This is a genomic window from Paenibacillus taichungensis (assembly GCF_050994985.1).
In the GTDB taxonomy this organism is placed as follows: Bacteria; Bacillota; Bacilli; order Paenibacillales; family Paenibacillaceae; genus Paenibacillus; species Paenibacillus taichungensis.
This window is the reverse complement of record NZ_CP194720.1, coordinates 5,552,585-5,574,152: the sequence shown is the minus strand read 5'-3', so window position 1 is coordinate 5,574,152 and position 21,568 is coordinate 5,552,585. Positions and strand designations below refer to the sequence as shown.

General features: G+C 46.9%; 20 protein-coding genes and 1 pseudogene. All 21 read left to right on the top strand.

The genetic code is table 11. From position 1 onward, the window contains the following. Positions 1-219: 219 nt before the first annotated feature. The 21 genes and pseudogenes from ACR1R9_RS25070 (at position 220) to pstB (ending at position 21,494) form a co-directional block, all read left to right on the top strand. Positions 220-1,317 (top strand): Ig-like domain-containing protein, encoded by a 1,098-nt coding sequence (locus ACR1R9_RS25070; protein WP_240343151.1) that lies wholly within the window; start codon positions 220-222, stop codon positions 1,315-1,317. 202 nt (positions 1,318-1,519) lie between these two features. Then, positions 1,520-2,071, top strand: coding sequence for a GrpB family protein (locus ACR1R9_RS25065; protein ID WP_433922417.1), 552 nt, complete (start codon positions 1,520-1,522; stop codon positions 2,069-2,071). A 3-nt stretch (positions 2,072-2,074) separates the two neighbouring features. Further along, positions 2,075-2,476 (top strand): DUF2809 domain-containing protein, encoded by a 402-nt coding sequence (locus tag ACR1R9_RS25060; protein ID WP_063566231.1) that lies wholly within the window; start codon positions 2,075-2,077, stop codon positions 2,474-2,476. Between the two features lie 18 nt (positions 2,477-2,494). Continuing rightward, positions 2,495-3,052: a GNAT family N-acetyltransferase gene (locus ACR1R9_RS25055; RefSeq protein ID WP_310854362.1), complete on the top strand. Its 558-nt coding sequence runs from the start codon at positions 2,495-2,497 to the stop codon at positions 3,050-3,052. Between the two features lie 51 nt (positions 3,053-3,103). Continuing rightward, complete coding sequence (locus ACR1R9_RS25050) at positions 3,104-3,433, top strand: DUF952 domain-containing protein (protein WP_310854363.1); 330 nt, start codon at positions 3,104-3,106, stop codon at positions 3,431-3,433. 27 nt (positions 3,434-3,460) lie between these two features. Next, a complete protein-coding gene (locus ACR1R9_RS25045) occupies positions 3,461-4,057 on the top strand; it encodes a DUF1572 family protein (RefSeq protein WP_433922418.1) in 597 nt (198 codons plus the stop codon). Then, the gene (locus ACR1R9_RS25040; protein ID WP_163759103.1) at positions 4,054-4,644 is read left to right on the top strand and encodes a histidine phosphatase family protein; all 591 of its coding nucleotides are present in this window, start codon (positions 4,054-4,056) and stop codon (positions 4,642-4,644) included. The genes ACR1R9_RS25045 and ACR1R9_RS25040 overlap by 4 nt, the downstream gene beginning before the upstream one ends. 3 nt (positions 4,645-4,647) lie before the next feature. Then, positions 4,648-5,478 (top strand): DUF2785 domain-containing protein, encoded by an 831-nt coding sequence (locus tag ACR1R9_RS25035; RefSeq protein WP_433922419.1) that lies wholly within the window; start codon positions 4,648-4,650, stop codon positions 5,476-5,478. Between the two features lie 39 nt (positions 5,479-5,517). Then, on the top strand, positions 5,518-6,228 hold the full coding sequence (pxpB, locus tag ACR1R9_RS25030) for a 5-oxoprolinase subunit PxpB (RefSeq protein WP_099858639.1): 711 nt from the start codon (positions 5,518-5,520) through the stop codon (positions 6,226-6,228). Then, positions 6,225-7,259: pseudogene (locus ACR1R9_RS25025) on the top strand (biotin-dependent carboxyltransferase family protein). The gene pxpB and the pseudogene ACR1R9_RS25025 overlap by 4 nt, the downstream one beginning before the upstream one ends. Beyond that, entirely contained in the window at positions 7,256-8,023 is a 768-nt protein-coding gene (locus ACR1R9_RS25020) for a 5-oxoprolinase subunit PxpA (RefSeq protein ID WP_433922420.1), read from the top strand. Before ACR1R9_RS25025 ends, ACR1R9_RS25020 begins: the two are co-directional and overlap by 4 nt. Before the next feature lie 63 nt (positions 8,024-8,086). Further along, a complete protein-coding gene (locus ACR1R9_RS25015) occupies positions 8,087-8,545 on the top strand; it encodes an NUDIX domain-containing protein (RefSeq protein WP_433922421.1) in 459 nt (152 codons plus the stop codon). A 400-nt stretch (positions 8,546-8,945) separates the two neighbouring features. Continuing rightward, positions 8,946-9,362: a pyridoxamine 5'-phosphate oxidase family protein gene (locus ACR1R9_RS25010; RefSeq protein WP_433922422.1), complete on the top strand. Its 417-nt coding sequence runs from the start codon at positions 8,946-8,948 to the stop codon at positions 9,360-9,362. Positions 9,363-9,840: 478 nt separating this feature from the next. Beyond that, positions 9,841-12,099, top strand: a complete 2,259-nt coding sequence (locus ACR1R9_RS25005) for a bifunctional 2',3'-cyclic-nucleotide 2'-phosphodiesterase/3'-nucleotidase (RefSeq protein WP_076290636.1) — start codon at positions 9,841-9,843, stop codon at positions 12,097-12,099. Between the two features lie 213 nt (positions 12,100-12,312). Further along, positions 12,313-13,356, top strand: a complete 1,044-nt coding sequence (locus ACR1R9_RS25000; RefSeq protein ID WP_076290635.1) for an EAL domain-containing protein — start codon at positions 12,313-12,315, stop codon at positions 13,354-13,356. 219 nt (positions 13,357-13,575) lie between these two features. Beyond that, on the top strand, positions 13,576-15,672 hold the full coding sequence (locus tag ACR1R9_RS24995) for a methyl-accepting chemotaxis protein (RefSeq protein WP_433922423.1): 2,097 nt from the start codon (positions 13,576-13,578) through the stop codon (positions 15,670-15,672). A 189-nt stretch (positions 15,673-15,861) separates the two neighbouring features. Continuing rightward, complete coding sequence (locus tag ACR1R9_RS24990; RefSeq protein WP_326064218.1) at positions 15,862-17,154, top strand: arsenic transporter; 1,293 nt, start codon at positions 15,862-15,864, stop codon at positions 17,152-17,154. Between the two features lie 707 nt (positions 17,155-17,861). Then, a complete protein-coding gene (locus ACR1R9_RS24985; protein ID WP_076290633.1) occupies positions 17,862-18,785 on the top strand; it encodes a phosphate ABC transporter substrate-binding protein in 924 nt (307 codons plus the stop codon). 142 nt (positions 18,786-18,927) lie between these two features. After that, complete coding sequence (gene pstC / locus ACR1R9_RS24980) at positions 18,928-19,836, top strand: phosphate ABC transporter permease subunit PstC (protein ID WP_099858708.1); 909 nt, start codon at positions 18,928-18,930, stop codon at positions 19,834-19,836. A 2-nt stretch (positions 19,837-19,838) separates the two neighbouring features. Then, a complete protein-coding gene (gene pstA / locus ACR1R9_RS24975) occupies positions 19,839-20,726 on the top strand; it encodes a phosphate ABC transporter permease PstA (RefSeq protein WP_063566305.1) in 888 nt (295 codons plus the stop codon). Between the two features lie 12 nt (positions 20,727-20,738). Next, positions 20,739-21,494, top strand: a complete 756-nt coding sequence (gene pstB, locus ACR1R9_RS24970) for a phosphate ABC transporter ATP-binding protein PstB (protein ID WP_063566217.1) — start codon at positions 20,739-20,741, stop codon at positions 21,492-21,494. The last annotated feature ends 74 nt before the right edge of the window (positions 21,495-21,568 follow it).

Below are 21,568 nucleotides of genomic sequence, written 5' to 3'. Positions count from 1 at the left end.
AAAGAGGCATTCTTCAGTCACTTCCATATGACTTGAAGAATGCCTCTACTTATTTTGGAATGTAGGGGGAGGGCTGGCTGTAGCAAGTAACAAATGTCGAAAGTTCCTCTTATCCGCGATTCTGCTCCAACCTGATTCATTTTTATGTAATGAGTTTCCGATATAATATAATAGAAGTAAAATATTGGATTACAGGAGATGAAGATTGCAATGAGTGGAATGAAATTAGCAATACGAGGCAGCTTGGCCTTTATTTTAGTATTGGCATTACTGGCTCCTTCGTTTGCCCTAGCAGCCACGGGTGACGTGACATCTATCGAGATTACCAACAGTAGTCCGCAACAGATGAGTGTATCCCAGACAACTACACTTCAAGTGATGGCGGTTATTGAAGGGTTTGATAACAAGCAGGATGTTACGGGAGGCGTCACGTGGTCCACGAGTAACGAAGCTGTTGCCACCATTATTAAAGGCAAAGTGAAGGCTGTGGCAGCAGGAGAAGCAACGATATATGCACAGGTAGATGGCGCCAAAGCGCAATTGGTGGTTAAGGTTCAGGATAAAATTAAAAGCATCAAAGCTTCGCCAAGTTCCTATAATTTTGTCAAAGGTAGTGAAAGTACGCTGCCTAAAGTAAGCATTGTGCGTGCAAACGGCAAGGAAGAAGACGTCACATCCGAGATCGTATGGACGGTATCGAGTGCTTCCGCTGTGCTGGAGAGTGGTAAAATCAAAGGAATCACGCCTGGCAGAGTGCTGTTACAAGGCAAATATGGCTCAGAGACGGTTAAAGTTCCCGTAGCAATCACGGACGAGATTACCAAAGTCGAAGTAACTCCTGCTGTCATGCAGCTGAATATTAAGAAATCGAAAGCGTTGAAGGTAATCGGTACATATGCCAATGGGAAAACGATTAATCTTTCGAAACAGGTAACGTGGACCTCTTCCAACAATAATGTAGCCATCGTCAAGAATGGTACAGTCAAAACACTGACGGAAGGACAAGCCACCTTGACAGGAACTTATCAAAATCAGACAATAAAGGCAGAGGTTACCGTTGTTCCTTTGCTCAAAAAGCTGATCACAGGCCAGAAAACACTCGTCTTATCGCCACAAGCAAGTACAACACTGAGTGTGATGGCGCAGTATGATACAGGCAAAACCACGGTTGTAACGAGCAGTGCCGTGTGGAGCAGCACCAAACCAAGTGTAGCCACAGTAACAGGTGGTAAGATTGTGGCCGTGGGTAAGGGCAAAACATCCATTACCGCCAAATGGGGCAATAAAAAAGTTACTATACCGGTGACGGTAAAATAAAGTTTCAACGAATGAAATATATCAATTGAGGTAAATTCATCATCGTGAACAGAAACAGATGGGGCGTAGATATACGCCCCTTTTAAGTATAAAAAATTGGATGTGATGAAAACTGAATTCTTCAATTATAAGCACGAGCCCATTCGAAGTACCTAGAAGAATACCGATTGAAATTCAGTCCTGCAAAGGAGGGAGCATCTGAATGACAGTTCATATGCAACCGGAAAATTGGCCTAAATGGGCGACAGAATCGGTAGAGATTGTTGAAGCCAACCCTATGTGGGGCCTACAGGCTCAGGAAGAGATTCGCCAGCTCAGAGAACTATTACAGCAACTCAATATTCATCGATTTGAACATATCGGAAGCACGTCAATTCCCGGATTGCCCGCAAAGCCCATTATTGATTTGATGGGAGAGGTGCAGTCGTGGGAGGACATGGACTTGATTGCCACTCAGCTGAATCCGGTAGGCTGGAACTACGTTCCGCCTGAACTGGATGGTCGGGACTATAGACGTTTCTGGGTCAGAGTGAAGGATGGTAAGAGGGCTGTACATCTTCATTTGATGCGCCCAGGCGAGGAACGTTGGGATCGCCAAATCCAGTTCCGGGATGTGCTAAGACAGCGTCCGGATCTGGTAGAGGTTTACGCGGCCTTGAAAGCTAAACTTGCTGATGAGAATAAGGATGACAGAGAAGCGTATACCGCTGCCAAAACGGACTTTATTTTAAAAGTGCTTGATGAAGGCATTTGATCCATGATGAAGGCATTTTTCAAAGAGAGGCTGATTTATTTCATCGCAGTGATCATAACCATGGCGGCAGGACTGGCGTCCAGACGCTTTGGAGAACTTTTACCGAATTTTGTGCATGAGCATTTTGGAGATGCCTTGTGGGCGGCTATGATTTATTTTGGGGTACGCATGGTTTGGATTAATCGCAGCAAAGAGTTGGCGTTAATCGTGAGCCTGATTTTTAGCTGGGCCGTCGAATGTTCGCAAATGATTCAGACCCCTTTGCTGAACGAAGTGCGTTCAACGGTACTGGGTGCGCTTATTTTGGGACGTGGATTTTTGGTAATGGATCTATTGCGGTATGCTGTTGGCATTCTGTGCGTGTATGGGATGGATCGTTATTTCCTGAGAAATAAGAAGGCTTGATAATGGGGAGGGACTTAAGTGAATGTAGATAAGCTTTTTACGGAATCACCCGAGTTTGAGACAGATCGGTTGGTACTGAGACGTCTTACGCTCAACGACCTCGATGATTATTTTAGGTTTGCCTCCGATCCTAAAGTGAGTCAGCAAAGTCTGTGGAACTGTCATGAGACGTTGGATGATTCTGTCCAATATATTCAAAGAGTGTTAGACAATTATGAGAAGAAAACGGTCTATATATGGGCCTTTATTCTGAAGGAAACGGGGAAGTTGATCGGGCGAGGTGGCATTTTTCATCTGAATGAATCCATGCAAAGTGCTGAACTGGGGTACGCGATTGCCAGCAGTTGCTGGGGCAAAGGCCTTGCCGCAGAAGCGATGCAGCCGATTGATGAATACTGTTTTCAAGAACTGGACTGCAATCGGCTGGAGGGGAAATGCAATGCAGGCAACATCGGTTCTGCACGAGTGATGGAGAAGTTGGGCATGTCATATGAAGGTTTGATGCGTAAACAATTGAAGATCAAAGGTGTGTTTACGGATCAAAAATTGTACTCCCGTATCCGGGATGATCTATAATACTTCCAATGACATGCAGGATACATAGAAGAAATTGAAGGAGGCGGAACAATGATCTACAGTATTATTTCCCAAGCGGTATGGGAGCAGGTATCCAAGCAGAGCGTGTATGCACCCGATAGCCTGGAGACGGACGGTTTCATTCATTGTTCCACTAAAGAACAGATTCCATGGGTAGCGGCTCAATTTTATCAAGGGCGTACGGATTTGTTATTGATTGGCATTGATGAGAGGGCCTTGAAGCCGGAACTGGTGTATGAGGACCTGTATGAGTTGAATGAACTGTTTCCACATATCTATGGTGAACTTAATTTGGATGCTGTACGGAAAGTTATTTCCTTTGAACCGAATGATGACGGGACGTTTTCTTTTCCTGAATAAACACATTTTGCGAAGGGTTGTGAACGTGTGGATATGAATCAGGTATTTCTGGATACAGCCGAGAAGCAATTTTTGTATTACAAGCAGCTTGGGGAGAAGGCCATGGAGCAACTGGAATCCGAGCAGTTATTTCAATCCTGGAATGAAGATGCCAACAGCATTGCGGTTATTGTGAAGCATCTATGGGGCAATATGCTGTCCCGTTGGACGGATGTGCTGACAACCGATGGAGAAAAGCCGTGGCGTGAACGTGATGCGGAATTTGTGAATGATATTTCGACCCGGGAAGAGCTGCTCGCCAAATGGGAGGAAGGCTGGAACTGTTTGCTTGGAGCCATTCGTTCTTTTACACCGGAGCAACTGTCTCATATTATATATATTCGCAATGAAGGACATATCGTCATGGAGGCAATCATCCGGCAATTGGCGCATTACCCTTATCATGTGGGGCAGATTATCTATGCAGCCAAAATGCTCAAAGAAACTGCATGGAACAGTCTTTCCATTCCGAGAAATGGTTCGGACCAATATAATGGCGGCAAATTTGCCAAGCCGAAGGCACGAAAACATTTTACAGATGATGAATTACGCATAGAAAAAGGTAAAGGTGAGGAACAGCAATGACACAGATCGCATTGATTCGCCATGGAAGCACGGCGTGGAATAAGGAAAAACGTTCGCAGGGACAAACGGATAATCCGTTGGATCAGGAAGGAAGAGAACAGGCACTATTGCTTGCTGCAAGACTGAGTGAGGAAACGTGGGATGCCATCTATGCAAGTGACCTGGAGCGTGCAAGTGAGACGGCTCGTATCATTGGAGATCGATTGGGAATACAGGAGATTCATTTGGACCCGAGGTTGCGTGAAATGGGCGGTGGGCAGGTGGAGGGTACGACCGAAGCTGAACGTCTAGCCAAATGGGGAGCGGATTGGAACACTCTGGATTTAGGTCGGGAGCTTGCGGATGCAGGTACGATTCGGGGCAGTGCCGCGATAGAAGATATTGTACGTCAGCATCCCAGTGGGAGAGTGATCGTTGTCAGCCATGGTGCCATTCTCCGTAATACACTGCGAGGTTTGGTGCCTGAACTTGATGTGAGCGCAAAGCTGTCCAACACGTCGATCACCCGGATTTCTTGGGAAACGAATTCTTGGCAATGCGAGCTATACAATTGCAGCGTGCATCTGAATTCCTCCAAGGAGTTATGATCGATGGATGCTCTGGCATTAGAACAGAAATTGCGGCAGATTCAGTCGGCTAATTTATCCGCCCATGAAGTAGAACATCCTTACGAATTGGCTCTACATATGATGCAGCATATTGGCAGCCCAGACCCGGTTCTGCGGGATGAACTGATCTATGTTACGTTTGCGACCTGGATTGGACAGGGCGTATTCTCGGAAGAACAGCTCAGTCAGCTATTGCAGATGGCGCTGGATGATCAGCACCTTTTTCATGGTATTGGAGAACAAGGCACGGACAGTGTGTTTACCCGAACCTTCTCTGTGCTGCTCCTGCCTCCAATTCTGAGTATAGATCGTCAGAGGCCTTTTCTGAAAAAGGAAGATATCGAGGTTATTCATCATCGGTTGACCACGTATCTGGAGCATGAAAAAGATGTTCGTGGCTATGCCGATGAAAAGGGCTGGGCGCACGCTCCGGCACACGCGGCAGATGCGGTTGAAGATCTTGCACAGTCACCTTATATGGAGCGGGCAACCTTGCTGGAGCTTTTGCATGCGCTCACTGTGAAAATTACCGAATCAAGTGTAGTCTACATCCATGATGAGGATCAGCGGATTGCTCATGCAGTGGTCACCATCCTTCGTCGCAATCTGCTGGAGCAAAACGATATTTCGTCTTGGTTCGATTCACTGAATCCAAACGACAAGACGGAGGGGAAATCTCTTCTGGAGATCAGCCAGATGAGCTTGAATGTGCGCGTCTTTCTACAGACGCTCTATCTTGCCATACGGACAGAAGAAGCAGAGCCCTTTCCGGCTGTCCGTTCACTTATTTTGCAGGCTTTGGAGAAAAAATAATCAAGGGACTATAAACTTGTGGACAAGGAGGGTGATAGCATGACTGGACTGTCGTATTCATGGACTGAGGATGTGCTGTCTCCTCTGGGCGAAACAGGGGTTATGATTCGTTGTGGGGATACCATATCGGAAGCGGTGCACCGGAGGGTGATGTCGGTATGTGCTTTGCTGGAAAAGAGCCAACCGCAGGGCATCTTGGAGTGGCTACCTTCGTTTGCATCGGTCACACTGTTCTATGATCCGTTGATTTCCCCGTACCACGAGGTATGTGGAATGCTGCTTCATGAGTTGAGCAAGATGGAAGAGGCAACGCTGGGTGAACCCAGAACGATCATTATTCCCGTATGTTATGGTGGTGAACTGGGTCCCGATCTGGAATATGTCGCTACTGAACATGGGCTTACGCCAGATGAGGTCATAGCTATTCACACATCCGGCGATTACCTGGTTCACATGATTGGATTCGCACCGGGTTTTCCTTATCTGGGCGGGTTATCGGATAAGATTGCTACACCCAGACGACCTACACCTCGGCTTCGAGTTGAGGCGGGAACGGTGGGCATTGGTGGCAAACAAACGGGAGTTTATCCGGTGACGACTCCCGGTGGATGGCAATGTATCGGCCGCACACCGCTGGCGCTATTTCGTCCGACGGAAAATCCACCAAGTCTGTTGGCAGCAGGGGATCGAGTTCGTTTTGCATCGATATCACTTCAGGAGTATCTGGAACAAAAGGAGGGCGAACGATGAGTATTGAAGTCATTCGCCCAGGTTTGTTATCCACCGTTCAGGACGAAGGAAGAATGGGATTTCGCCGGTATGGAATTCATCCGGGTGGGGTTATGGATACCTTTGCAGCCAGAGCAGCCAATGCACTGGTTGGGAATTCCCGTGATGCAGCTGTGCTGGAGATGACGATGACGGGACCGGAGCTTCGTTTTCATGACAATCGGCTGATCTCTTTATGTGGTGCCGATCTTACGGCAAGCGTGGATGGTCTGTCTGTTCCAGTATGGCGTCCGGTCGCGTTGCTTGCTGGAAGTGTGCTGAGATTTGGGCGATGCCGTTCCGGTTTGCGGTCTTATCTGGCGATTGCTGGTGGAATCGCAGTACCTGAGATCATGGGCAGTAGAAGCACGGATCTTAAGACAGGGTTTGGTGGGTTTGAAGGCCGTGCCCTGAAAGGGGGAGACAGGTTGTCTGCGGGAGAAGCCTCTCGGGAAGCGCAAGCGGCGTTGCATGGATGGAGTGTAGAAGCCGAGAAGAGCAACCGGCGGATGTATGCACCTGCCTGGTACTTGTCCAGCAGGGAATGGCCAGCATATCATGCTGAACCTGTTATTCGTGTCATGCCGGGCAAAGACAGGGCAGCGTTTAATGAAGATAGCCTGGAATGATTCCATAAAGAACGATATGTGATCTCTCCTCAATCGGATCGGATGGGGTATCGATTGGAGGGTGCAAAGCTGAAGCTGGAACTCGGTCAACCAATGGATCGGCTGTCTGAAGCCGTCACCTATGGTACAGTTCAGGTGCCAGCAGATGGTCAGCCCATCATATTGATGGCCGATCATCAGACCATTGGGGGCTATGCTGTGATTGCACAGGTGGCCCGGGTAGATTTGCCGATACTGGCACAGGCTAGACCAGGGACACGGGTTGCTTTTGAACGGATTACATATGAAGAAGCACAGCAACTATTTATAGAGCAGGAGTTGGAGTGGCGGCTAACCGATCAGTTGATTCGCAGGAGATTGGCAGAAATGGGGGACCATCAATGAACACGGTGGATATCAACTGTGACCTTGGCGAAAGTTATGGGGTGTACCGGATGGAGTCGGATGAGTCGATTCTACCTCTGATCACTTCAGCCAACATCGCTTGTGGGTTTCATGCGGGTGACCCGGCAACGATGCGACAAACGGTGCAGCAAGCATTGGAGCATCAAGTCGCTATAGGCGCCCATCCCGGTCTGCCTGATTTGCAGGGTTTTGGCAGAAGACGTATGGACATTACACCAAGGGAAGCTTATGACATGGTTGTGTATCAAATGGGTGCGCTGGATGCTTTTGTCCGTTCATACGGGGGGCGTATGCATCATGTGAAACCTCATGGAGCCTTGTATAATATGGCTGCTGAAGATGATCGGCTTGCTGAGGGGATCGCTGAGGCGATCTATAAAGTACAACCGGAACTGTATCTCTATGGCCTGGCCGGCAGTGCAATGATAGAAGCAGCGGATCGAATTGGACTGCGCAGCGTCAGTGAAGTTTTTGCAGATCGAACCTACAGCCCGTATGGGAAGCTAACCCCACGCAGTCAGCCAGGAGCTGTCATTCAGCAGACGGAACAAGCTCTTGCTCAAGTGCTGCGTATGGTGAAAGAGGGCATTGTTGTGTCGACGGAAGGTACACCTGTATCCATAAAGGCAGAGACGATTTGCATCCACGGTGACGGAGCTCATGCACTAGCATTTGCTCAAGAGATACGCACGTTGCTTGAATCTGAGGGAGTTAATCTGTTTGCTCCTGGAATTGCTAGATGATTGCTACAGTATTCGAGGGCCAGAGATCGAACTATACGAGTTTGTAAGGAGTGAAAGTAGAGCATGAAACCGATACGTAATTCGGCGAAGGCTGTTATTGTACAGGATGGATGTTTGCTGGTGATCCGGTTGGAGGATCAATATGGTGACGCTTATGTTTTCCCCGGCGGAGGACAAGAGAAAGGCGAAGAGCTCAAGGATGCCGTTGCCCGTGAATGTCTGGAGGAGATTGGACAGGCGGTGACTGTGGGAGAGCTGCTGCATATCCGGGAGTATATCGGAAAAAACCATGAATTTGCCGAGTGGGATGCCGATGTGCACCAGGTTGAATTATATTTTGAATGCAGATTGATTGATCCGAAAGCCACGATCTTCGAAGGCTCCAGTCCTGATGACCATCAGGTAGCTGTAGAATGGATTCCACTTGAAGAGCTGTCCAAGGTTCGCCTATATCCGAAAACAATTGGTGAGTTGTTGCAGAATAAGAATACATCACGCATTTATCTTGGAGATTTGAATTAAAACCGTCACGTTTACGAACGGGTTCATGGATTCACCATAGATGAGGTGGGTACACTATAAGTACAGGCTTATTATACCTAAGGTAAGCTGACAGTACTTATACACAACAATGGAGCGGATAAAAATTAAAGAAGCAAAACCTTCAAAAGTTTAGGCGTTGATAGGTTTCGGTTTGAACTTTAACTTACCCACTCCTTCATTTGAAAGAGCGGTAGACGTAGTGGAGGGAACGGAATCGATTCTGTAGAAGCGGCAGCGTTCGCCTTTATCACCGGATTTTCCCTTGAGAAAAGGGAATCAAAAAATCTGGGGATAACAGCGATCGAAAGAACGATCCGTACCCGTAACGGCCGCCTACTGGGTTCTTCAAATATCCCCCAAATCGAAAGGAGCACTTCCCATGAACCAGACTGAATTGGAACAAAACATTGTAAAAGCATTGGAAAACAACCCTTTTTGCAGTTTCTCCACGGTAGAGAATGGTAAACCGAAATCTCGCTATATGGCGCTTTTCAACGACGGAATGAACATTCATCTGGCGACAAACCGCCGTACGCACAAGGTTGAGGAGCTGGAGAATAATCCGAACGTCAGCCTTTTGTTAGGTTATGAAGCAGGTGGCTCCAAGGAAGTGGTCGAGATTGAAGGAACGTGTGAAGTGACAAAAAATGAAGGTTTGCGCGAACAGGTATGGAATGATGAACTAAAAGCTTGGTTTCACGGCCCGAACGATCCCAATTATGTCATTCTGGACATTACCCCAAATCGGATTGAATACACCGGCAAGGATCATGAGCATCAGGTGTGGGAGCAGTAACTTCGCATATTGAAAATCACCTTTTCTGAGAGGAAGGCCATGCCAACTATTTGGAAAAGTTATAGCTAACCGTGAACGCCAGAAGGCTTCACGGTTTTTTGATATGGGTCGATTCAGCTAATATGGATATAGATGTAAGCCACATGTAATATACGTTTTTAACAGCGTGAGTAAACTATTTTCATCCAAAAACATGCAAAAGATGTCGAAATCACGCATGTTATTGTAAACTGGGGCAGGTATGTGCGGATAACGTAAAAAATAATGCTTTTCAAGGGCTGAACATTGCGTTATGATTTGGAATGTAAACGATACGCACAGATATGAATAGATGTTCATGTGAGATAAACTAACCTGAGATTCTGAACCATACGATCGGAAAATCAGTACGCACAACCCATGAGATCTTTCGCATTTCTGCGCTTATTCGTTTGCCCACTAATGCATGATTCAATGTACATAACCGGGAGGGGTTATTTTGAGAAAGAGTAAAAAAGTATTATCGAGCCTGACTGCCGCTTTGGTTGCATTAAACGTGCTTGCGGTATTTCCGGTACCTGTATCGGCTGCGGACGCTACCAAGGTTAAATTGCGGATCATGGAAACAACGGACATTCACGACAACCTGATTAACTATGACTACTATTCCGACAAAGAGACAGACCAGTATGGTCTGGCGAAGACAGCTACACTGATCAAAAAAGCCCGTGACGAAGCGAAGAATAGCTTGCTGTTCGACAACGGTGACCTGATCCAGGGTAACCCGCTCGGGGATTATGTAGCGAAGATTGATCCACTCAAAAAGGGTGAGACTCACCCTGTATATAAAGCGATGAACCTGCTCGATTATGATGCAGGAAACATCGGTAACCATGAGTTTAACTATGGTTTGGACTTCCTCGACATGACGTTGGAAGGTGCGAATTTCCCTTACATCAATGCCAACGTTTATGTAGATGACGGTGACGACGATGAGACGAATGACAAGAACTACTTTACCCCGTATAAAATTTTAGACAAAAAAGTTACCGACGAGAGTGGCAAAGAGCACACGATCAAGGTGGGTGTCATCGGATTTGTCCCACCACAAGTAATGCAGTGGGACAGCGCTAATCTGGAAGGCAAAGTCATTGCCAAAGACATTATCGCTACTGCGAAAAAATTCATTCCTAAAATGAAGGCTGAAGGTGCCGACATTATTGTAGCTATTCCTCACTCCGGTTTTGAAGATATTCCGCAAACGGATCTGATGGAAAACTCGGTATTGTATCTGAGCCAGGTTGAAGGCATTAATGCCATTCTGTTCGGACATGCCCATAAAGTATTCCCGAGCGCTGATTTTGCCGGTAAAAAAGGTGTAGACCTTGAAAAAGGTACAATCAATGGTGTTCCTTCCGTTGAACCAGGCTTCTGGGGTGACCACCTTGGAATTATCGATCTGGATCTGGAACTGGTAGACGGTAAGTGGAAAGTGGCAGACTCCAAAGTGGAGGCACGCCCTATCTATGACACAGCTAACAAAAAAGCTCTGGTAGATGCTGATCAAGAGATCGTTGACGCTGTTCATGACGAACATGAAGGTACGCTTGAGTATGTGCGTGGCCCAGTCGGCGAAACGACAGCTCCAATCAACAGCTTCTTTGCACTGGTTCAGGATGATCCATCCATCCAGATCGTAACCAATGCACAGAAATGGTATGTCGAAAAACATATGCAAGGAACAGAATACGAAGATATCCCTGTATTGTCTGCAGGAGCTCCGTTCAAAGCAGGCGGACGTTCAGGTGCTTCGTACTACACGAATATCCCTAAAGGCACCATTGCGATTAAAAACGTAGCTGACTTGTACGTGTATCCAAATACGGTACATGCTGTGTTGGTTAATGGCGCTGAGCTGAAAGAATGGTTGGAATGGTCTGCTGGCCAATTTAACCAGATCGATCCGGCAAAAGGTGGACAGCAACAATTGGTCAATATGGACTTCCCAACGTATAACTTCGACGTTATCGATGGTGTTACGTACCAAATTGATGTAACTCAACCAGCGAAATACGATGGTAAAGCAACGATTGTAAATGCATCAGCTAACCGGATTAAAGACTTGAGCTTCAATGGTAAACCGGTTGATCCAGCACAAAAATTCATCGTGGCAACGAATAACTATCGTGCTTCTTCGTCCAAACTGGCTAACCCGGACGGTAAACGTATCGTCTTGGCTGCACCGGATGAGAACCGTCAAGTTATCATTGATTACATCCGTGAGAACAAAACGATTAACCCGACAGCAGACGGCAACTGGTCGCTTGCACCAATTAAGCCTTCGGCAGGTGTAACGGCAGCTGCAATTAACGATCTTGAAGTGGTATTCGCTTCTTCCCCAGATGCCAAAGCGCTGGTTGAAGCGAACCCGGCGATGTCCTTCATCGGTACGAACGATGATGGTTTTGCTGAGTATGGTTTGAAATTGACAGGAGAAGCAACAACGACTCCAGAAACAGGTACGGAGCCAACTCCAACGCCTACGAAGCCAGACCCAACTCCAACTAAACCTACAACCAAACCACAACCTGAGAAACCAGCTGGTGGCAAAGTGGTACATGTAGTGAAAAAAGGAGATAACCTCTACCGCATTGGCTTGAAATACGGTGTGGACTGGCGCAAGCTGGTTTCCGTAAATAAAATTACAAATGTGCACAACCTTAAAGTTGGACAGAAAATCGTAATTCCCGCTTCTTAAGATTATTTAGCGGTAAATGAAGACCGACAGTCATCAGACTGTCGGTCTTTTTCATGCTATGCTGATACGTTAATGCTTCAGTAACCGTCATAGTTGAAGTCACCAAAACAGTAGAGATAAATTTTAAGACCCATGCTATAATATTTACAAACTTTGGGTATATACCAGTAAACATTAATGAGATAGAATCACAAACTGGCAAGGGGGTTCTACATGAATTGCAGTGGCTGCAGTCCAATTCATCCTATAGAGGATCAAGGTACCCTGTATATGCGTCCCATCTCCCCCGCTTTGCTTGAAGCACTGCAAAAGCAGGGAAGACATGTCGAACATTCGGATGAACTCATCTGGATGCATTTTATGAATCTTGAATCTGCACAACATTGTATTGAGGACATTCTCAAGATTGAAGCAACCCTGCCAGAGAAGTTAACGGTCCAGATTACTCCACTGTATGGCCAGGCAGATGCTGATAGCTGGATTAGTCTCTCCATGCAGGCAGCTCGACTCAAACATGCGGATCTGGTCTCCATTATCCTGGAGCATCAATTCAGCAGTCATATGCAGCCGATCGTAGATGCATCGGAGCAGATTATCGGATTTGAATTTTTACTTCGTCCTGCTGAACAGGGTAGACCCTTCAGTGTGTATGAATTATTTGAAGTTGCACGGGATACCGGATTGCATTCTTTTCTGGATCGGACAGCACGTGTTGCTGCTATCGAGACAAGTGCCGTTCTTTTACCGCATGGTGTCAAACGTTTCGTGAATTTCCTGCCTTCCTCTATCTATAACCCCGAATATTGCCTGACACACACATTTGAGACGATTGAACGCCTTTCGCTAGACCCTAAGGATTTTGTGTTTGAAGTGGTGGAAACGGAACAGATTCAGCATATGTCCATCTTGCAGCATATTTTTGAGGTGTATCGTTCTCATGGAATGTCGGTTGCCTTGGATGACGTGGGGGCCGGATTCTCGACGATCGAAGTAATGAATCGGCTGAAGCCGGATTTTGTCAAAATAGATCGGAGCCTCATTGATCATTGTGATCATGATTTGAACAAACAGCAGCAAATTATCGATATTGTTGAGATGTCGCGTCGATTTGGCGGGCGGGTACTTGCTGAAGGCATTGAACGAATCGAGGAATTTGAATTCTGTCGATCCGTGGGTATTGATTTGGCACAAGGGTATTATTTTGGTAAGCCAACCGCATATCCACCACAAGGTCCCTATGGAAAAACCTCTGCGTGAATGCAATAAAATATAGTCGTACCAACAAGTCACTTCGTATGATTGGAGTGGCTTGTTTGACATGCTATGTAAATTTATAAATACGCTCCCTCAGCCGATATATAGGATAGGCCTTTAGATTAGATGGGGGTCTATGTGACACCTTATTTAGTCAGGTTGGAGAGGTCCTACATAAAAAAAGAAAAAGGGCAGATGTATATTTGGAGGGGGAGAAGCAAGATGGCGAACATTCGGGGGAATGAGCAAGAAAAGGCAGCAATCAAGCCAGCCAAGCCAAAAGATAATAAACCGAAGAAGAAAAACAAAAAGAAAAAAGGCTTCGTCTGGAGCATAAGGAACAAATTATTGGTATCCTTCCTGGCGGTACTACTTTTGCCGAGTCTAACCATTGGGATCGTTACGATGCTTATCGCTGATCATACGGTGGAAAACCAGCTGATGGATAGTGCCAAAGAAAGTGTAGACACAACGAATTCAATTATTGGAACACAAGTGGATGCAAAGATCCATGATATCAATTATTTTGCCAGTGTGATTGTGACTGACATGATTAGAGGGCAAGATGAAAGCCCCGAGCTTGAGACGAAATTGAAAGAGTATCTTGGGATGCATCCGGATGCTGTAAATATCTTTGTGGGGACCAAAGAGGGAGTCATGGTTCGTGGCAAGGAATCTGCGGGAAGCTCACAAGGGTCCGCTTATGATCCTCGGGAACGAGAATGGTACAAGCTCGCGATGGAGAAACCGGGTACTCCAGTAGTGTCACCTGTATCCAAGAATACGGACGGCATTGCAGTTGTATTTGTCTCCAAAACGCTTGATGATCAATCCGGTGTAGTAGGTCTCTCCCTGGATCTGACCGAACTGCGTGAGCAGGCTTCGATTAAAGTGGGTAGGGACGGGTACGTCATCATTATGGATGCGGACAAAAATTATATCGTATCTCCAGTCGTGGAAGCTGGTACACAGGAGAAGTCGACTACCTTGGATGCGATGTTCGAGAGCAAGGAAGGCGAATTCAGTTATATCTATAATGGTGATTCAAAGACCATGATTTTCTCTACTAATGAGGAAACCGGGTGGAAAATTGGCGGTACAATGTTCAAGAATGAAATATTAAATGCAAGTAAAGACATTCGTATGGCTACCCTGTTGGTCCTTCTGACGGCAACCTTCCTAACGTTGATATTTATTATCTGGTTTACACGTTCGATGCTGCGTCCGATTAAACGTCTGCAGGAATCCGCCAGATCCGTAAGTAAAGGCGACCTTACGGTAAAATTGGACACAGGGCGCAAAGATGAGGTAGGCGATCTGGCGAAGTACTTTGAACGGATGGTCGACAATCTGCGCATGATGATTCTGGGTGTGCAGGAAACGGCAGAGCAGGTATCTGCCTCTTCACAGGAATTGTCCGCCAGTGCAGATCAAACAACCAAAGCCATTGAGCATTCAACGCTGGCTATTCAGGAACTTGCCGAGGGTGCCGAGCAGCAAGTGAAGAGTGTATCGGATGGATCAGGACAAATGAGCCAAATGGCGGAAGATGTTCGCATGATGTCTGAGCGTGTGCAATCCATTACAACGAATATGCGTCATACATCCGGAGCGGCTTATTCAGGTAATGAGGCTGCAGGTCAGGCAGTAGAGCAGATGAATAGCATTCAGGAAACGGTGGAACAGCTGGCGACGGTGGTTCAGTCATTGAATGCACGGTCCGTTGAGATCGGCAGCATGGTAGATGTGATTGCTACCATCTCCAAGCAGACCAATCTGCTAGCTCTGAATGCTTCCATTGAAGCGGCAAGAGCGGGAGATGCTGGCCGTGGTTTCGCAGTCGTTGCGGGTGAGGTGCGGAAGCTTGCAGAGGAATCGGGGAGCTCCGCTGCGCAGATCGGTGAACTCGTTCATAATATCCGTCAGGATATGGATGCTGCCCTGAAAGCTATGAATTCAGCTCAGACTCGGGTTGGAGACGGGATTCAGGCCGTGAATACGTCTGGGCAATCCTTTGCACAGATTCGGGAGGCTGTAGAGGATGCTGTTCATACGCTGGATGATTTGTCCGAAACAACGAAGCAATTGGAGAGTGGTGCTTCCCATGTTGCCAGAGCAATGAACGATATTTCGATCGTGACTCAAGAATCTGCTGCGAATACGGAATCCGTCTCGGCATCCTCTCAGGAACAGCTGGCATCTGTGGAGGAGATCGCTTCGTCTTCAGCACATCTGAACAGTATGGCGGAGCAATTACAAGGATTGTTGGGTATGTTCAAAATGGTGGAGAACACGCCGAAGGATGAGGATAAGTCCTAAATCATTAGTGATATCTTTTATCGCAGTTTTTATAGAAATTAGAAGGAAATAAAGATAGACATTTCTCCTGCAGCCATGTATAACTATAGCGTCTGGTTTATCCGCAGGAATTGCGGTGTAATCATATCTGGCAGGCCATTCTCATATCATGCTCCAAAACATGATGAATATATCGGCGCAGGAGGCTTTATGACATATGTAGCAATTCTGATTTTTGTACTGACCATCACATTGGTTATCTGGCAACCACGTGGATTAGGTATTGGTTGGTCCGCCATGGGTGGGGCTTTGCTAGCATTGATGTGTGGTGTCGTCAGTCTGAATGACGCCTCTGATGTGGCATCCATTGTATGGAATGCAACGCTCGCTTTTGTCGGCATTATTATGATTTCATTAATACTCGATGAGACAGGTTTCTTCGAATGGGCCGCTCTTCATATGGCAAGGTTGGCAGGAGGAAATGGACTTAGGCTCTTTATCTATTCCATTTTGCTCGGAGCGGCGGTGTCGGCTCTCTTCGCTAATGATGGTGCAGCGCTAATCCTTACCCCGATTGTGCTTGCGATGGTGCGTGCTTTGAAGTTCGATGAGCGCATGGTGCTTGCTTTTGTTATGGCTAGTGGATTTATTGCGGATACAACGTCGTTGCCGCTGGTCGTCAGCAACCTGGTGAATATCGTATCTGCGGATTATTTTGGTATTACATTTGTGGAATATGCGGTGCGGATGATCGTACCCAATCTCTTTTCCATCGTGGCAAGTACAGGGATGTTGTTCTTGTTTTATCGCAAAAGCATCCCGCTTCGCTACGATATCTCTGCAGCACGTGATCCCATGGAAGCTATTCGTGATCCGCGGATGTTCCGCATCGCCTGGTTCATGCTGGTGCTGCTGCTCGTGGCCTATGCTTCCAGTGAGTTTTTGCCGATTCCCGTATCGGTTATCGTAGGTGCCGTAGCTCTTTTGTTCGCTATATTGGCAAGAAAGAGCGAAGCTGTGGATCTGAAACGCGTGATCAAAGAAGCACCATGGTCCATTGTCGTGTTCTCAGTGGGCATGTATATCGTGGTGTATGGGCTGCGTAATGCCGGCTTAACCGATCATTTGAGCCGTTGGCTAGATGCCATCGCAGACCATGGTTTGTTAGCTGCCTCAGTGGGAATGGGCATGATCGCTGCGATATTATCATCCGTAATGAACAATCTGCCCACCGTGTTAATTAACGCACTCGCGATTCAGGGTGCACACACCGAAGGTATTGTGCGTGAGGCGCTGATCTATGCCAATGTGATTGGTTCCGATCTGGGTCCCAAAATGACGCCAATTGGTTCACTTGCCACATTACTGTGGCTGCATGTGCTGTCCCGCAAAGGTGTAAAAATTACTTGGGGATATTATTTCAAGGCAGGCATCATCTTAACCATCCCCACACTATTAATCACCTTGGCCGGATTAGCGTTATGGCTATGGATTCTGGGTTAGTAAAATCGCATTTTACATTCACAATTATGATATGATCTAACTTATTGTAAAAAGCTGCTCTCATACGCTGGTGCTACCTACTAGCTATGAGGCAGTTTTTTTTGTTTCTTCTATAGAAGAAACAAATTCTCTTTCTACATTAAAGCATGTACATAAAGGCCAGCCTTCTATAGAGCTGGCCTTCTTTTTTACCTTCCCCCAGGCTGAGGATTAAAATGCCTGAGACACAACCAGCGCTGACACAGCGCAGGGAACGGAACGATTGTGTAAACGCGAAGCTTATTCTGTGTAAGATTTTAAAACATCGAACGTAGTGGAGGGGACGGAATCGATTCTGAAGAAGCGGGAGCGTTCGCCTTTGTCTCCGAGTTTTAACATTAGACATATCAGATCAAAAAAATTGGAGACAACAGCGATCGGAAGAACGATCCGTACCCGGAACGGCAACCCGAAAGTATTAGCAACTTATTCATTATGTAATAAAAATCTGGACACAATACGGATTGAAACAACGTCCGTTCCCGGAGCTGCCACTTCAGCGCAATTTGTCCCAGATGTATTTCAATCCACAGTAAACATTTTTAACATTGCGTTTACAAAACATTGATTTTGAGATGACATAACGAAACTACAATGAATAAAGAGTTGATGGTGAACAAAAATAAAAGCCAAATCACCGTCACTAAATTGGGGGAGGAAAACAAAACATGTTTAAAAAGTTGCCGTTCATTTTGATGACCTTAACGTTCGTACTAGTTCTCGCAGCATGCGGATCAAAAAATGACGCTGGTACAGAGGGAAGCAATAATTCCGCAGGAGAAACTGCTACTGAACTTAGCGGTAACATTCTGGCTGTTGGTTCAACAGCACTGCAACCTCTGGTAGAGCAAGCTGGACAAAAATTTATGGCAGTTGATGAATATAAGAACGTAACAGTACAAGTGCAAGGCGGCGGTAGTGGTACTGGTTTGACACAAGTATCTGACGGACAAGCTACAATCGGTAACTCTGACGTATTCGCAGAAGAGAAAATCGATGACGCAGCAAAAGTAAGCGAACTGAAAGATCACCAAGTAGCAGTTGTAGCCATTGCTCCAGTAAGCAACAAAGATGCAGGTGTACAAGATTTGACGAAGCAACAACTGATCGATATTTTCTCTGGTAAAATCACAAACTGGAAAGATGTTGGCGGTGCAGATCAAGCGATCGTTATCGTAAACCGTCCTAGCAGCTCCGGTACTCGTGCAACATTCGAAAACTTTGCTCTGGGAACAAAAGTAGAAGATATCCAAGGTTCCATTCAGGAAGATTCCTCTGGTACAGTTAAAAAGCTCGTAGCTGAAACGCCTGGCGCTATTGGTTACCTGGCTCTGTCCTACCTGGATGACAGCCTGCAAGTTTTGAAATACGAAGGTGTAGAAGCAACGGTGGAGAACGTAGAAGCAGGAACTTATCCGGTATGGGCTTACGAGCACATGTACACTAAAGGTGATCCGGATGCAGCAACAAAAGCATTCCTCGACTACATCCTGAGTGACGAAATTCAACAAAACGACGTGACGGAGCTTGGCTACATCCCGGTATCCGGCATGAAAGTAAAACGTGACGCAGCAGGCACTGTGACTCAATAATCTTTGAACTTGCGCATACAGCGAGAGAGGCGGACCCAGGTCCTGCCTCTTTGCGCGGTTTGCTCTGGATTAATCCCATATTTTGCATGAATTCTACTATAGAAGGATGGTTGTTATGGAACAGACCGAAGGGGGAACGGTAATGAACAACAAGTTGAAACCACGCCGGCCCTTGAGAGAGAAGCATTATTGGGAAGAGTGGACGGGACGGATCTATACGTCGATTTGTGTCGTTTTCCTGATCGTTGTCATGTTTTCCATCGTTTATTTTGTAGCGTCCAAAGGCTTGTCGACCTTTTTCCAGAATGGCGTAAGTTTACGCGAATTTTTATCCGGAAAAACGTGGAACCCAACGGGGGAACCCGCTGCCTACGGAGCGTTGCCGTTCATTACCGGTTCATTCATAACAACATTGCTTGCAGCTCTGATTGCAAGTCCACTTAGCTTGTGTGCAGCGCTCTTCATGACCGAGATTGTACCTGGTAAAGGTAAAAAGATATTGCAACCTGCGATTGAGCTGCTGTCCGGTATTCCTTCCGTTGTATACGGGTTTATCGGTCTCAGTGTGATCGTTCCTTTATTGCGCAGCATGTTTGGCGGAGCCGGCGTCGGGATTGCAGCCGGATGTTTGGTTCTGTCTGTTATGATTTTGCCTACCGTAACAAGCATTATGGCAGATGCGCTGTCTGCACTGCCGAAAGGTCTGCGTGAATCCTCCTACGCATTGGGGGCAACTCGCTGGCAAACGATCTACCGTGTCATTATCCCGACCGTTCTTCCAGCTTTGTTGACAGGGATTGTACTCGGTATGGCTCGCGCATTTGGTGAAGCTCTTGCCGTACAGATGGTCATCGGGAATGCACCGCATGTACCGACATCACTGCTCGAATCCGCTTCAACGTTAACGAGTGTAATCACCCTGAGTATGGGTAACACCACCATGGGATCTGTTCATAATAATGCACTGTGGAGTATGGCGCTTGTCCTGCTGGTGATGACCTTTGTCTTCGTCATTCTGGTTCGCCTGCTTGAAAGGAGGAACCGAGTATGAAAATGAAGGCTAAAACGGTAGATAAAGTTGCCACATCCGTTATCGTTGTTCTGGCGCTGTTCATTGTTGTTCTCTTGCTCGGTTTGCTTGGCTTCATTCTTGTACGTGGGATCGGACAGATTAACTGGCACTTCCTGACCAGTGCACCACAGCTGCTCAAAGGTGGAGGCGGGATTGGACCGCAATTATTCAACTCAATATTCCTGCTTGTTCTGACCTTGATTATTACAATTCCGCTCGGATGGGGCGGCGGTATTTATATGGCTGAGTACGCCAAGCCGGGCCGGATCACAAGTTTTATTCGACTCGTTGTCGAAGTGTTATCCTCGTTCCCATCTATCGTTATTGGTTTGTTCGGACTCTTGTTAATTGTTAATACATTTGGTCTTGGATTCTCCTTATTATCGGGTGCCATGGCCTTGGCTATATTCAATCTTCCACTTATGGTGCGGACAACAGAGCAAGCGTTCCGGGCCGTTCCGAAAGAGCAGAAGGAAGCGGGTCTTGCACTCGGGTTGTCCAAATGGAAAATTATTACCTCCATTCTGCTGCCTGTGGCATTGCCAAGCTTGATCACGGGTACGATCCTGGCATCGGGCCGGATCTTCGGTGAAGCAGCAGCCCTAATGTTCACAGCGGGTATGAGTAGTCCACCGCTGGACTTCACGGACTGGAATCCAACAAGTCCAAGGTCGCCGATCAATCCATTGCGTCCGGCAGAGACACTGGCCGTGCACATCTGGAAAGTAAACAGTGAAGGCATTGGCCCGGATTCCAAAGAAGTAGCAGCTGGCGCTTCAGCCGTGCTTGTACTTCTTGTACTGGCGTTCAATCTAAGTGCACGCTGGATCGGTCGGGTGGTTTACCGCCGCATGACAGCTTCGAAATAAGGAGGAACCAACATGGCCATACCTTTTGGTACGGAACAGTTAAGCATATATTATGGGCATTTTCAGGCAGTTAAGCAGATCAGCCTGACTTTTCCCGAAGCCAGTGTAACGGCACTCATTGGACCATCCGGCTGTGGTAAATCCACGTTCCTGCGATCGCTCAACCGAATGAACGACGAGATTGCCGGTTCTCGCACGGAGGGACATATCTGGATGGATGGCAATGATCTGAATGAGCCGGGCACAGATGTAATCAAGCTTCGCCAGAAGATCGGCATGGTTTGGCAGAAGCCGAATCCTTTCCACAAGTCTATCTATAACAATATCGCGTTTGGTCCCCGCTACCGCGGTATCAAGAACAAGAAGGCACTAGATGAAATTGTGGAAAAAAGTTTGCGCCGCGCTGCGCTCTGGGACGAAGTGAAGGACAGACTGAATGAATCTGCCCTGGCCCTTTCGGGTGGACAACAGCAGCGGCTCTGTATCGCCCGCGCGTTGTCGGTTGATCCGCAGATTTTGCTGCTCGATGAGCCGGCATCTGCGCTTGACCCGGTATCTACGGGTAAGGTGGAGGAGTTGATCTCGGAGCTCAAGAAGGAGCTGCGGATCGTGATTGTTACCCATAATATGCAGCAGGCGGCACGCATCTCGGACTATACGGCTTATTTTTATCTGGGAAGCATGATTGAGCACGGAGATACGGAACATATTTTCACCAACCCGGACAATCGTCTGACACAAGAATATATTATGGGACGTTTCGGTTAATTGTTATATTGGATGGAGTATGAGATCGAGATAGATTTATAGAGATAGAAGGAAGCATAACTCCCGGGCGAGGT

Excerpts from the sequence above, each read along its gene's own strand:
- ACR1R9_RS25000 (WP_076290635.1), top strand. The coding sequence starts at position 12,313 with ATGAATTGCAGTGGCTGCAGTCCAATTCATCCTATAGAGGATCAAGGT.
- ACR1R9_RS24995 (WP_433922423.1), top strand. The coding sequence starts at position 13,576 with ATGGCGAACATTCGGGGGAATGAGCAAGAAAAGGCAGCAATCAAGCCA.
- pstA (WP_063566305.1), top strand. The coding sequence starts at position 19,839 with ATGAAGGCTAAAACGGTAGATAAAGTTGCCACATCCGTTATCGTTGTT.
- pstC (WP_099858708.1), top strand. The coding sequence starts at position 18,928 with ATGAACAACAAGTTGAAACCACGCCGGCCCTTGAGAGAGAAGCATTAT.
- ACR1R9_RS25050 (WP_310854363.1), top strand. The coding sequence starts at position 3,104 with ATGATCTACAGTATTATTTCCCAAGCGGTATGGGAGCAGGTATCCAAG.
- ACR1R9_RS25065 (WP_433922417.1), top strand. The coding sequence starts at position 1,520 with ATGACAGTTCATATGCAACCGGAAAATTGGCCTAAATGGGCGACAGAA.
- ACR1R9_RS24990 (WP_326064218.1), top strand. The coding sequence starts at position 15,862 with ATGACATATGTAGCAATTCTGATTTTTGTACTGACCATCACATTGGTT.
- ACR1R9_RS25020 (WP_433922420.1), top strand. The coding sequence starts at position 7,256 with ATGAACACGGTGGATATCAACTGTGACCTTGGCGAAAGTTATGGGGTG.
- ACR1R9_RS25040 (WP_163759103.1), top strand. The coding sequence starts at position 4,054 with ATGACACAGATCGCATTGATTCGCCATGGAAGCACGGCGTGGAATAAG.
- pxpB (WP_099858639.1), top strand. The coding sequence starts at position 5,518 with ATGACTGGACTGTCGTATTCATGGACTGAGGATGTGCTGTCTCCTCTG.
- ACR1R9_RS25015 (WP_433922421.1), top strand. The coding sequence starts at position 8,087 with ATGAAACCGATACGTAATTCGGCGAAGGCTGTTATTGTACAGGATGGA.
- ACR1R9_RS25035 (WP_433922419.1), top strand. The coding sequence starts at position 4,648 with ATGGATGCTCTGGCATTAGAACAGAAATTGCGGCAGATTCAGTCGGCT.
- ACR1R9_RS25060 (WP_063566231.1), top strand. The coding sequence starts at position 2,075 with ATGATGAAGGCATTTTTCAAAGAGAGGCTGATTTATTTCATCGCAGTG.
- ACR1R9_RS24985 (WP_076290633.1), top strand. The coding sequence starts at position 17,862 with ATGTTTAAAAAGTTGCCGTTCATTTTGATGACCTTAACGTTCGTACTA.
- pstB (WP_063566217.1), top strand. The coding sequence starts at position 20,739 with ATGGCCATACCTTTTGGTACGGAACAGTTAAGCATATATTATGGGCAT.
- ACR1R9_RS25070 (WP_240343151.1), top strand. The coding sequence starts at position 220 with ATGAAATTAGCAATACGAGGCAGCTTGGCCTTTATTTTAGTATTGGCA.
- ACR1R9_RS25010 (WP_433922422.1), top strand. The coding sequence starts at position 8,946 with ATGAACCAGACTGAATTGGAACAAAACATTGTAAAAGCATTGGAAAAC.